The sequence below is a fragment of the Providencia sp. UF-183 genome, from assembly GCF_058246155.1.
On sequence record NZ_JBSICD010000015.1, the window covers coordinates 50,747 to 62,929 of the forward strand.

The following is a 12,183-nucleotide window of genomic DNA, read 5'->3' on the forward strand; positions in this document are numbered from 1 at the left end:
CACTCCAAAGAAATGCGGGTTTTGTGTTTTAGTGGGGAATTAATCCCGATAAAACCAAACTATTATGCGTTATGGCTGCTGCTACGACGACGTGGAGCTGCAGTATTGCCTTCTTGACGTGGAGCAGAGTTACCACGGTCACGGTTACCACCGCCACGGCGTTCACCACCACCACGACGCTCGCCACCGCGCTCACCGCCACGGTCATTACGACGACCTGCACCGAAACCACCTTCGCTACCACCTTCACGACGTGGACCACCACGACGCTCACCGCCACCGCGGCGTTCGAATGGCTGTGCATCACCGATCAGTTGCATTTGCGTTGGTTTATTCAAAATGCGTGCGCGACTTAAGTGAGTTAACACGTCAGTTGGCATACCTTTTGGTAATTCAATTGTTGAGTGAGTTCCGTACAATTTGATATTACCAATATAACGGCTGCTGATATCAGCTTCGTTAGCAATCGCACCAACAATGTGACGAACTTCCACACCATCATCGCGGCCAACTTCGATACGGTACATTTCCATATCGCCAACGTCACGACGCTCACGACGGCCGCCACGCTCACCACGTTCTGCACGATCGAAACCGTTGCCGTTGCTATTGCGATCACGGCGGTCACCATCACGACGACGATCATCACGGTCGTTGAATTCACGACGTGGACGACGTGGTGCATCTGGTGGCAGGATCAGCGCGCGCTCACCTTGTGCCATTTTTAACAGTGCCGCTGCTAAGGTTTCCATGTCGACATCTTCAGATGGGGACATTTTCGCTAACAGTGAACGGTATTGATCTAAATCGCTGCTTTCTAATTGCTGTTGAATTTTTTCAGCAAATTTCGCCTGACGACGTTGGCTCAGCAGGTCTGCATCTGGCAGTTCAACTTCAGGAATAGTCAGCTTCATTGTGCGCTCGACATTACGCAGCAGGCGACGCTCACGGTTCTCAACGAACAGTAATGCACGACCGGCACGACCTGCACGGCCAGTACGACCGATACGGTGAACGTAAGACTCTGCATCCATTGGGATGTCATAGTTAACGACTAAGCTAATACGCTCAACGTCCAAACCACGCGCTGCAACGTCAGTCGCGATCAAGATATCCAAACGGCCATCTTTTAAGCGCTCTAAAGTTTGCTCACGCAGTGCTTGGTTCATGTCACCGTTCAGTGCCGCACTGTTGTAACCATTGCGTTCTAACGCTTCGGCCACTTCTAATGTTGCATTTTTGGTACGCACGAAAATAATCGCTGCGTCAAAGTCTTCTGCTTCTAAGAAACGCACTAACGCTTCATTTTTACGCATGCCAGACACAGTCCAATAGCTTTGAGCAATGTCTGGACGAGTTGTAATGCTTGCCTGAATACGAATTTCTTTCGGATCTTTCATAAAACGACGTGTAATACGACGAATTGGTTCAGGCATTGTTGCAGAGAACAGCGCAGTTTGGTGTTCTGCTGGAATTTGGCTCATGATGTTTTCAACATCTTCAATGAAGCCCATACGCAGCATTTCATCAGCTTCGTCTAAGACTAAGCCTTTTAATTTAGATAAATCTAACGTGCCACGTTTCAGGTGGTCAAGCAGACGACCCGGTGTACCCACAACAATTTGTGGACCTTGGCGTAATGCACGTAATTGCACGTCATAACGTTGGCCACCATATAGGGCAACAACGTTTACGCGGTTCATATGTTTAGAGAAATCGCTCATTGCTTCCGCAACTTGCACAGCTAACTCACGCGTTGGTGCAAGCACTAAAATTTGCGGTGCTTTTAAATCTGCATCAATGTTTTGCAGTAATGGCAAACTAAACGCAGCAGTTTTACCGCTACCTGTTTGTGCCATACCTAATACATCGTTGCCATCCATTAACAATGGAATACATTGTTGCTGGATTGGAGAAGGTTTTTCGTATCCCAGGTCGTTCAGTGCAGTCAAAATAGGTGCTGATAAACCTAACTCAGCAAAAGAAATATCGGTCTCAGTAGTCATGTAAAGGTGCCTCATACTTAGTGGCAGCCAGTTTACATAACCATCGGAAAATCATTTCGGTCATTTTCATTTAAAATGTGAACTGGCTCAAATTGTGTTTATTAAACGAACAAATAGGCCGTCACCCCGAGGGATGATGACTTAAAATTTTTTCAATGAAATGTTCGTCAGCTATTGCTGGCCCGATTCTAAAAGGTCGTCTTGTTCTTGGCCTAACAGCGCCAATTCCAACAATGCATAGCGGTGTTCAACAAAGCTGTGAGCGTTGTTAGCTACCGTCAGTTTGAATAACGCAACTGCGCTATCCTTATCCCCCAGACTTAGGTAATGTTTACCTAAATAGAAGTTAGTTTCACTGAGATGCTCAGCGAGCGAAGTGTTATCCGTAGATGTTTCTTTCAATCGCGCCATCAATGTATCTTCATTGATATTGCCAAGATAGAATTCTACGATATTCCAGCCCCATTGCCCTTTCTCCGCTTGGTTGTAGCGGGCAGCAAGATTATCTTGCGCCATACGCGGGTCTATGTCTTTCTCGACGAGATAAAGCCACAGAGTACGAAAAGGATCATTTGGATCTATCTGATAATACGCCAGCAGATCATCCTGCGCTAGTTTGTACCGTTCACCGTAATATAATGCGATGCCACGATTCATCCGCGCGAAATTGTAAGTTGGATCAAGCTCTAAAACAGAATCAAACGCTTCATAGGCAGCATCATAGTTGCCTGCCTGCGTAAAATATATCCCTAAAAAATTAAAAACTTCAGGAATATCAGGACGTATGGCTAACGCAGTCGAAAAATCGTTACGTGCCAGCGCCCTTAAACCGAGACTATCATACAACACACCGCGCTCATATAAAAGCTGTGCGTACTCATCATCGGTTAAAGATCGGCTCGCAAGGATTTGTTCCATGCGCGCCAATATCACTTCTTGTTGTAATGAAGGTTGAAGTGGAACGGCAAACACCTCGTTCTTTCGCCAATCTTTGCTGCTACATCCAATAATAACAAAAAAGATAAGCGCCAAGAGCACACGCGGGAGCGTGCGATAATCTCTCACCCGAAGACAGATACTGTTCAGCATACTCCGTCCTTACATTACCACGCTTTACAAATTATCGTTTCAGCCTCATTGGCCGATAGCGCTCTACCCAAGTAGAGCGCTGTTTTTTAGGTCAGCTTACTCTGCTGAGTCCTGTGGCTGCGCACCCTGTTCTTCAGTTGGTGCAACCGCTTCTTTCATGCTCAGGCGAATACGGCCTTGACGGTCGATTTCTAATACCTTAACAGGAACTTCTTGACCCATTTGCAGGTAGTCAGTCACTTTCTCTACACGCTTATCCGCGATTTGAGAAATGTGTACCAGACCTTCTTTACCGCCACCGATTGCAACAAATGCACCGAAATCAACGATACGCGTCACTTTACCTGGGTAAATGCGACCGACTTCAACTTCAGCGGTGATGTCTTCAATACGACGAATTGCTTCTTTCGCTTTCAAGCCATCAGTTGCTGCAATCTTCACAGTACCATCATCTTCGATTTCAATCGTTGTGCCAGTTTCTTCCGTTAACGCACGGATCACTGAACCACCTTTACCGATGACATCTTTGATTTTGTCTGCATTAATTTTGATTGTATAAATGCGTGGTGCAAATTCAGAGATTTCTTCACGTGGACCATTAATCGCTTGTTCCATTGTACCAAGAATGTGCAGACGCGCACCTTTTGCTTGGTTCAGAGCAACTTGCATGATTTCACGTGTGATACCTTCGATTTTGATGTCCATTTGCAGTGCACTGATACCTTCACGGCTCCCAGCAACTTTAAAGTCCATATCACCTAAGTGGTCTTCGTCACCTAAGATATCAGACAGAACAACGAAATCGTCACCTTCTTTCACCAGACCCATTGCAATACCTGCAACAGCGGCTTTAATTGGCACACCTGCATCCATCAGTGCTAATGACGCACCACAAACAGACGCCATTGATGATGAACCATTAGATTCAGTGATTTCAGACACAACACGGATAGTGTATGGGAAATCAGCGTGATCTGGCATGACTGCTAACACACCACGTTTCGCTAAACGGCCATGACCGATTTCACGACGTTTAGGTGAACCTACCATGCCTGTTTCACCAACAGAGTATGGAGGGAAGTTGTAGTGGAACAAGAAGCGGTCAGTGTATTCGCCCATTAATTGGTCGATAACCTGTGCATCACGCTCTGTACCCAGAGTTGCGGTAACCAGTGCCTGAGTTTCACCACGTGTAAACAGTGCAGAACCGTGAGTACGTGGTAAAACACCCGTACGAACGTCCAGTGCACGAACCATGTCTTTCTCACGGCCATCGATACGCGGCTCACCACGGATAACACGGGTACGAACCACTTGTTTTTCTAAGTTCGCTAAAATATCTGACACTTCAGATACATCAACGTTTTCGTCTTCAGCGACTAAAGTTGCAATAACTTCATCTTTGATTAAATCAACTTGCGCATAACGCTCTTGTTTCTCAGTGATACGGTAAGCATCACCCATGCGGCTTTCTGCTAATGCAGCAACGCGGTCATGCAGAGCTTGGTTAACTGGCTCTGGCTGCCAATCCCATTTCTCTTTGCCTGCTTCTTTAACTAATTCGTTGATGTTCTGAATAACAACTTGTTGTTGGTCGTGGCCAAACACCACCGCACCTAACATTTGCTCTTCGCTTAACAGTTCAGCTTCAGACTCAACCATTAATACTGCGTTATCAGTACCCGCTACGACTAAATCTAAGCGGCTTTTTTTCAGTTCATCTGCTGTTGGGTTCAGAACATATTGGTCATCGATAAAACCAACACGCGCAGCACCGATTGGGCCATTGAATGGAACACCAGACAGCGCTAATACCGCAGATGCACCGATCATCGCAACGATATCTGGGTTAACTTGTGGGTTAACAGACACAACGGTTGCAATGATTTGGATTTCGTTCAAGAAACCTTCTGGGAACAGAGGGCGCAGTGGGCGGTCAATCAAACGAGCGATTAACGTTTCACCTTCACCAGGACGACCTTCACGGCGGAAGAAGCTACCTGGGATACGACCTGCAGCGTAAGTACGCTCTTGATAGTTAACCGTTAAAGGGAAGAAATCTTGGCCTTCTTTAACTTTTTTCTGTGCCACGGCAGTCACAAATACTGCAGTGTCATCCATGTTAACCATAACTGCGGCTGATGCTTGACGAGCAATCATGCCTGTTTCAATCGAGACGGTATGTTGACCGTACTGGAATTTACGAACAATAGGATTTAACACAATAATACCCTTTTTGTAAGGCCACCTGAGCATCTCGGGTAGCATTGGCTTATTCTTCCTACAGCCTCGCGACTAATGAGAAGATTGATATTCCAGTCATCAACGTTCTCATTAGCCGCGCGAATCGGATGCAGCGAAGAGGCATACTAAAACAGTTAATTACGACTTATAGCTTAACATTTAAGTTAAGTACAATTCGAGTATTACTTCAACTTTCAAAATAACTTTTAGCAGAAAAGGGGCCAATTGGCCCCTTTCCACTGAAACTGACAAGATTAACGACGCAGACCCAGACGCTCGATCAGAGCTGTGTAGCGTGCGATATCTTTACCTTTCAAGTAAGCTTGTAAGCGACGGCGTTGTGCAACCATACGCAGCAGACCACGACGGCTGTGGTGATCTTTTTTGTGCTCTGAAAAGTGGCTTTGCAGATGGTTGATTTGTGCAGTCAGCAGAGCGATTTGAACTTCGCTTGAACCAGTGTCATTTTCACCGCGACCGAACTCAGCAACGATCTTAGCTTTCGCTTCATTACTTAGAGACATAATAAACTCCAAAAAATTAATGTAAGTGGTGAGAGCCAATCTCTAATTTAGCATCTCAAGATTAAGCGCCGCTATTCTACGCTGCTTAACGCAGCAAAGCAATAAGGGCCACTATGCGGATTGTTCATTTTCCACGACCAAACGCTTCGGTGCAAGGCGGCCATCTTCGCTGATCAGGGCAATACCGATAAACCGTTGCTCTTCACCGCAGGTGACACGAACCATACAACCTTCATCAAGGTCTTGAACCGCAGCTCGCACAGGTTGACCCTGCTTGAAATAAGCCGCTGTTTCTTCTGTAATATTCACCGCGGGAAAATGAACAACTGCGGTATCCATCGGTAGCAATAAGGCATCCAGCAAGGATTCAAATGACCCTTCTTCTGCGTCCACTTTTGCTCTCAATGCCGCCAATTGTTCTAATGTCACCATGCGTTCATAAGGGTAGTTAGCCACTTGTAACCGACGCAAATAAGTGACATGCGCGCCACAACCTAACATCTCACCTAAATCATCAATGATGGTGCGAATATAGGTTCCTTTCGAACAATGAATCTCTAGCTCTAACTCGTTATTTTCTAAACGAATAAACAGTAATTCATAGACGGTAATTGGGCGTGCATCACGTTCGACAGTAATGCCTTTACGTGCATATTCATACAATGGACGACCTTGATGTTTCAGCGCTGAATACATTGAAGGAACTTGTAATGTATCACCGCGGAAAAATTCTAAGGCATCATCCAGTTGCTGCTGTGTAAACTCTACGTTACGCTCACTGATAATTTCGCCGTGTGAATCCGACGTATCAGTGCGCTGCCCAAGACGAGCAATCACGCGATAACGCTTATCTGAATCGAGTAAAAATTGGGAAAATTTCGTTGCTTCACCAAGGCAAACAGGCAGCATACCTGTCGCGAGCGGGTCTAGAGCCCCCGTGTGCCCAGCCTTGTTAGCATTAAAAAAGCGCCGCACTTTTTGCAGCGCATCATTTGAAGAAATATCCGTGGGTTTATCCAGCAGCACTACGCCGTCAATATTACGGCCGCTACGACGACGCCCCATTATTTTTCCTCTTTGTCACTAACATCCGCACGACGTTTTTCATCATCACGGATCACGTTTGACACTAAATTTGACATCCGCATACCGTCAACAAGGGAATTGTCATATTCAAACGTTAACTCAGGAATAATACGTAAACGCATTGCTTTCCCAATTAACGAGCGAATAAAACCGGCAGCTTCATTTAAGGCTTTAATGCCATCTGCGACCATTTCTTCTTCGCTTTTATCATTAGCGATATTGAAGAAGGTCACAAAGACTTTACCGTATGCAAGGTCGCGAGATAACTCAACGCCTGAAACGGTCGCCATGCCAATACGTGGGTCTTTAATCTCACGTTGTAAGATGATCGCAATTTCTTTTTGCATCTCTTGCCCAACGCGCTGAGAACGACTGAATTCTTTTGCCATCGTTATGTCTCCTGACAATAAAGGGGGCAATCGCCCCCTTATTAACACTATTTTGTAGTCACGATACTTCGTGGGCTCTCACAAAATTAACCGTCGATAGAACGTTTAACTTCAATGATTTCGAAGACTTCGATCATATCACCGACGCGAACGTCGTTGTAGTTCTTAACGCCGATACCACATTCCATACCGTTACGAACTTCATTGACGTCATCTTTAAAGCGACGCAGTGATTCTAACTCACCTTCGTAGATAACGACGTTATCACGCAGGACACGGATTGGGTTGTTACGTTTGATGGTACCTTCAGTAACCATACAACCAGCAACTGCACCGAATTTCGGTGATTTAAACACATCACGAACTTCTGCAAGTCCAATGATTTGTTGTTTGTATTCAGGTGCTAACATACCGCTCATTGCTTGTTTGATTTCATCAATCAGGCTATAGATGACCGAGTAGTAACGTAAATCAACGCTTTCGCTGTCAATAACACGACGAGCCGATGCATCAGCACGGACGTTAAAGCCAAGGATGATGGCGTTAGATGCCGCAGCCAGTGTTGCATCTGTTTCGGTGATACCACCAACGCCAGAACCGATGATTTTCACTTTAACTTCATCTGTTGACAGTTTCATCAGAGAGTCAGTGATCGCTTCACAAGTACCTTGGACGTCAGTTTTCAGTACGATATTCAGTTCAGAAACTTTACCTTCTTCCATGTTAGCAAACATGTTTTCCAGTTTAGATTTCTGCTGACGTGCTAATTTAACATCACGGAATTTACCTTGACGATACAGGGCAACTTCACGGGCTTTTTTCTCGTCACGAACAACGGTCGCTTCGTCACCTGCAGAAGGGACGCTAGACAGACCTAAAATCTCAACAGGCATTGATGGACCCGCAGATTGAACCTCTTTGCCCAATTCGTTGCGCATTGCACGAATACGGCCATATTCAAATCCACACAGTACGATGTCGCCTTTGTTCAGCGTACCTTCTTGAACAAGGATAGTTGCCACAGGGCCACGACCTTTGTCTAAGTAAGACTCAACAACCACGCCGCTTGCCATGCCTGTATAAACCGCTTTCAGTTCTAAAACTTCAGCTTGCAGTAACAGTGCATCAAGTAAATCGTCAATACCGGTACCCACTTTCGCAGATACACCGATAAATTGCGTATCACCGCCCCACTCTTCAGAAATAACACCGTACTGAGACAGCTCATTTCTAACACGGTCAATGTCCGCTTCTGGTTTATCAATTTTGTTCACAGCAACAACAATCGGCACACCCGCTGCTTTCGCATGCTGGATAGCTTCGATAGTTTGTGGCATTACGCCATCGTCCGCTGCAACAACCAGAACAACGATATCCGTTGCCTGAGCACCACGAGCACGCATCGATGTAAACGCGGCGTGACCTGGGGTGTCTAGGAAGGTAATCATACCTTTGTCAGTTTGAACGTGGTAAGCACCGATGTGCTGAGTAATACCACCCGCTTCACCTGATGCCACTTTCGTTGAACGAATATAGTCAAGTAAAGAGGTTTTACCGTGGTCAACGTGACCCATGATGGTGACAACAGGTGCACGTGGCTCTTGCGCCGCAGAGCCAGTATCACGGTCATTCATTACCGATTCTTCTAACTCGTTCTCACGACGCAGAATAACTTTATGGCCCATTTCTTCTGCAACTAGTTGTGCAGTTTCTTGGTCAATAACTTGGTTGATGGTTGCCATTGCGCCCATCTTCATCATCGTTTTGATGACTTGAGAACCTTTAACCGCCATTTTGTTAGCCAGTTCGCCAACAGTAATGGTTTCACCGATAACCACATCGCGGTTTACGGCAGCGGCTGGTTTAGTAAAGCTTTGCTGTAAAGAACTACCTTTACGCTGTTTACCTTTTGTACGGCCTGAACGACCTGCTGCACGCTCTTCTTCGCGGTCAGCTTTTTCAGACAGTTTGTTACCTTTTTTCTGACGAGGTGCTTTTGCTGTACGATTACGTGAGCGACGGCCTTCTTCTTTCTCATCACTTTCATCTTCAGCTGCACGAGCGTGCGTAGAAGTGGTGGTGTGATAATCGCTGTCTTCTTCAGTTTTCGTTTCAGCAGTCCATTTTTCGCCGTTTTCTTCAGCCATTTTACGAGCTTCTTCAGCAACGCGGCGCGCTTCTGCTTCAACTTTACGCTGAGTTTCTTCTTCCGCTTTGCGTTTTAATTCCGCAGCTTCGGCGTCACGGCGTTGTTTGTCGGCATTGCTTTCTGGCGCTTTGCCTGCTTTTTGTGGATTTTCGCTTGGTTTCACTTTTTCTCTTTCCGCTACTTCGCGCGTCGCTTTATCTGCTGCTTCACGTTTTGCTTTCTCTTGGGCATCACGTTTTGCCAATTCATCCGCTTCACGTTTTGCAGTTTCTTCTGCTAAACGCTTAGCTTGTGCTTCACGTTGTGCCAGTTCTTCAGCTTCGCGCTGTGCCTGCTCTTCCGCTTCACGCTGCGCCTGTTCTTCCGCTTTAGCTTCTTCAGCATCACGGTTCACATAAGTGCGTTTTTTGCGGACTTCAACATTTACCGATTTGCTTTTGCCACCGGTGACGGGGACGCTCAGCGTACTACGAGTTTTACGCTGTAGCGTCAATTTGCCTGGCTGACCCGCTGCTCCGCCTTGTTCGCGATTTAAGTGGTTCAGTAAAGCTTCTTTTTCTGACTGACTAACAGAGTCATTCTCACCTTTAGTGATCCCTGCTTCAGCAAATTGCTGTACCAGGCGATCAGCGGTGGTTTGAATTTCCGTTGCCAATGATTTTACAGTTTCTGTCATGCCGTTCCTTCCTGCTACAGTGTTTACGCATCGTTACCGAACCAGCAAATATTACGTGCGGCCATAATGAGCGTACCTGCTTTCTCATTATCCAGACCTTCGATATCAATCAGGTCGTCGATGCCCTGCTCAGCAAGATCTTCCAGTGTACAGATACCACGAGTTGCCAAATTATAGGCCAAGGTACGATCCATACCTTCAAGATTCAACAACTCTTCTGCTGGCTGATTATCACCGAGGCTCTCTTTTTGAGCCAATTCAATGGTGGTGAGGGCCGCTTTCGCTCTTTCACGTAGAACTTCAACGGTATCTTCATCAAGACCGTCAATTTCCAGAAGTTCATTAATAGGCACGTAAGCCAGTTCTTCTAACGTCGAGAAGCCTTCTTCTACAAGTGTAGTGGCGAACTCTTCATCAATATCAAGATGCTTGGTGAATGTTTCAATAGAAGCGTGCGCTTCTGCCTGATGTTTTGCATGCAGCTCTTCTGCGGTCATGACATTCAGTTCCCATTTGTCATCACCACGGTGTATTTTCAGCAACTGAGCGGCTAAACGTACGTTTTGTCCGTTACGTCCGATTGCTTGAGCTAAGTTGCTGCTTTCAACGGCAACATCCATCGTGCAGTTGTCTTCATCGACCACGATAGATGCAACATCAGCCGGAGCCATTGCATTAATAACGAATTGAGCTGGGTTATCATCCCATAACACAATATCAATTCTCTCGCCGCCTAATTCGCTCGAAACGGCTTGAACTCGCGCACCACGCATACCAACACAAGCACCCACTGGGTCAATACGCTTATCGTTGGTTTTTACTGCGATTTTGGCACGGGAACCTGGGTCACGGGCAGCAGCTTTGATTTCAATAATTTCTTCGCCAATTTCTGGCACTTCAATGCGGAATAATTCAACCAGCATTTCCGGGCGAGAACGCGTAACGAAAAGTTGTGCGCCACGAGCTTCAGGACGTACATCATACAGGACTCCGCGAATGCGGTCACCTGGACGGAAGTTTTCGCGTGGCAACATATCTTCACGCAGAATAACCGCTTCCGCATTGTTACCTAAGTCTAACGTGATGTTTTCGCGGTTAACTTTCTTCACTTGAGCAGTGATAATTTCACCTTGGTGCTCGCGGAATTGGTCAACAACCATCGCACGTTCTGCTTCACGTACTTTTTGTACGATAACTTGTTTTGCTGTTTGTGTTGTAATACGGTCAAACACAACAGATTCAATTTGATCTTCAACATAACCGCCTAATTGCAGTTCTGGATCTTCAAATTGTGCTGCTTCAAGCGTGATTTCACGCGTTGGCATTGTCACTTCGTCGACAATTAACCAACGGCGGAACGTATCGAAATCACCTGATTTGCGGTCAATTTCAACACGTACATCAATTTCTTGCTCGTATTTCTTTTTGGTCGCCGTCGCTAATGCAGTTTCCAGAGCCTCGAAGATTTTTTCACGAGGGAGGGATTTTTCGTTAGAAACCGCTTCTACAACAGCCAGAATTTCTTTATTCATCCTAGTTGCCTCATTGAACTTTATTAAAAGTGGGGTACCAAGTTAGCTTTCTGGATGTTGCCGAGGGCGAACACCTCATCCTTACCATCTACAGTAACCGTAATCATTTCACCGTCTACGGACTTGATAATACCTTGCCATCTACGGCGGTTCTGCATCGCTATACGTAAAGTCAGAGCCACCTCTTCACCCATAAAGCGCTCATAGTGAGCAACGGTGAATAAAGGACGTTCAAGCCCTGGTGACGATATTTCCAGGTTATAAATCACGGAGATTGGATCTTCGACGTCCAATACTGCGCTCACCTGATGGCTGACATCAGCACAATCATCAACAGTGATGCCTTCTTCACTATCGATGAAGACACGCAGTGTCGATGTGCGACCACGGATAAACTCTAAGCCAACGAATTCAAAGCCTAGCGCCTCCACCGGTGCTGAAATCATCTCTGTTAATTTCTGTTCTAATGTGGACAAGCCCACCCCCAG

The 12,183-nt window shown here is 46.1% G+C and carries 10 protein-coding genes; all 10 read right to left on the reverse strand.

The window, feature by feature from the left end:
* Positions 1 to 62: 62 nt before the first annotated feature.
* Positions 63 to 2,006: a DEAD/DEAH family ATP-dependent RNA helicase gene (locus tag AC4IFT_RS14455; protein WP_273803442.1), complete on the reverse strand. Its 1,944-nt coding sequence runs from the start codon at positions 2,004 to 2,006 to the stop codon at positions 63 to 65.
* On the reverse strand, positions 1,996 to 2,076 hold the full coding sequence (locus AC4IFT_RS14460; RefSeq protein WP_490751709.1) for a hypothetical protein: 81 nt from the start codon (positions 2,074 to 2,076) through the stop codon (positions 1,996 to 1,998). The genes AC4IFT_RS14455 and AC4IFT_RS14460 overlap by 11 nt, the downstream gene beginning before the upstream one ends.
* Before the next feature lie 101 nt (positions 2,077 to 2,177).
* Positions 2,178 to 3,095 (reverse strand): lipoprotein NlpI, encoded by a 918-nt coding sequence (gene nlpI, locus AC4IFT_RS14465; RefSeq protein WP_353244063.1) that lies wholly within the window; start codon positions 3,093 to 3,095, stop codon positions 2,178 to 2,180.
* A 96-nt stretch (positions 3,096 to 3,191) separates the two neighbouring features.
* The gene (gene pnp / locus AC4IFT_RS14470) at positions 3,192 to 5,318 is read right to left on the reverse strand and encodes a polyribonucleotide nucleotidyltransferase (protein ID WP_490751676.1); all 2,127 of its coding nucleotides are present in this window, start codon (positions 5,316 to 5,318) and stop codon (positions 3,192 to 3,194) included.
* 275 nt (positions 5,319 to 5,593) lie between these two features.
* A complete protein-coding gene (gene rpsO, locus AC4IFT_RS14475; protein WP_047755880.1) occupies positions 5,594 to 5,863 on the reverse strand; it encodes a 30S ribosomal protein S15 in 270 nt (89 codons plus the stop codon).
* A 111-nt stretch (positions 5,864 to 5,974) separates the two neighbouring features.
* Positions 5,975 to 6,928 carry a tRNA pseudouridine(55) synthase TruB gene (gene truB, locus AC4IFT_RS14480; protein WP_219244875.1) on the reverse strand — a complete coding sequence of 318 codons (954 nt, stop codon included), beginning with the start codon at positions 6,926 to 6,928 and terminating at the stop codon, positions 5,975 to 5,977.
* A complete protein-coding gene (gene rbfA / locus AC4IFT_RS14485; RefSeq protein ID WP_219244876.1) occupies positions 6,928 to 7,338 on the reverse strand; it encodes a 30S ribosome-binding factor RbfA in 411 nt (136 codons plus the stop codon). The genes truB and rbfA overlap by 1 nt, the downstream gene beginning before the upstream one ends.
* An 86-nt stretch (positions 7,339 to 7,424) precedes the next feature.
* Entirely contained in the window at positions 7,425 to 10,163 is a 2,739-nt protein-coding gene (gene infB, locus AC4IFT_RS14490; protein ID WP_490751678.1) for a translation initiation factor IF-2, read from the reverse strand.
* Between the two features lie 23 nt (positions 10,164 to 10,186).
* Positions 10,187 to 11,695 carry a transcription termination factor NusA gene (gene nusA, locus AC4IFT_RS14495; RefSeq protein ID WP_273803440.1) on the reverse strand — a complete coding sequence of 503 codons (1,509 nt, stop codon included), beginning with the start codon at positions 11,693 to 11,695 and terminating at the stop codon, positions 10,187 to 10,189.
* A gap of 23 nt (positions 11,696 to 11,718) precedes the next feature.
* A complete protein-coding gene (gene rimP, locus AC4IFT_RS14500; protein WP_219244879.1) occupies positions 11,719 to 12,171 on the reverse strand; it encodes a ribosome maturation factor RimP in 453 nt (150 codons plus the stop codon).
* Positions 12,172 to 12,183: the final 12 nt, after the last annotated feature.

Coding starts and splice junctions, on each gene's coding strand:
- AC4IFT_RS14455 (WP_273803442.1), bottom strand. CDS start 2,006: ATGACTACTGAGACCGATATTTCTTTTGCTGAGTTAGGTTTATCAGCA.
- AC4IFT_RS14460 (WP_490751709.1), bottom strand. CDS start 2,076: ATGAAAATGACCGAAATGATTTTCCGATGGTTATGTAAACTGGCTGCC.
- nlpI (WP_353244063.1), bottom strand. CDS start 3,095: ATGCTGAACAGTATCTGTCTTCGGGTGAGAGATTATCGCACGCTCCCG.
- rpsO (WP_047755880.1), bottom strand. CDS start 5,863: ATGTCTCTAAGTAATGAAGCGAAAGCTAAGATCGTTGCTGAGTTCGGT.
- truB (WP_219244875.1), bottom strand. CDS start 6,928: ATGGGGCGTCGTCGTAGCGGCCGTAATATTGACGGCGTAGTGCTGCTG.
- rbfA (WP_219244876.1), bottom strand. CDS start 7,338: ATGGCAAAAGAATTCAGTCGTTCTCAGCGCGTTGGGCAAGAGATGCAA.
- infB (WP_490751678.1), bottom strand. CDS start 10,163: ATGACAGAAACTGTAAAATCATTGGCAACGGAAATTCAAACCACCGCT.
- nusA (WP_273803440.1), bottom strand. CDS start 11,695: ATGAATAAAGAAATTCTGGCTGTTGTAGAAGCGGTTTCTAACGAAAAA.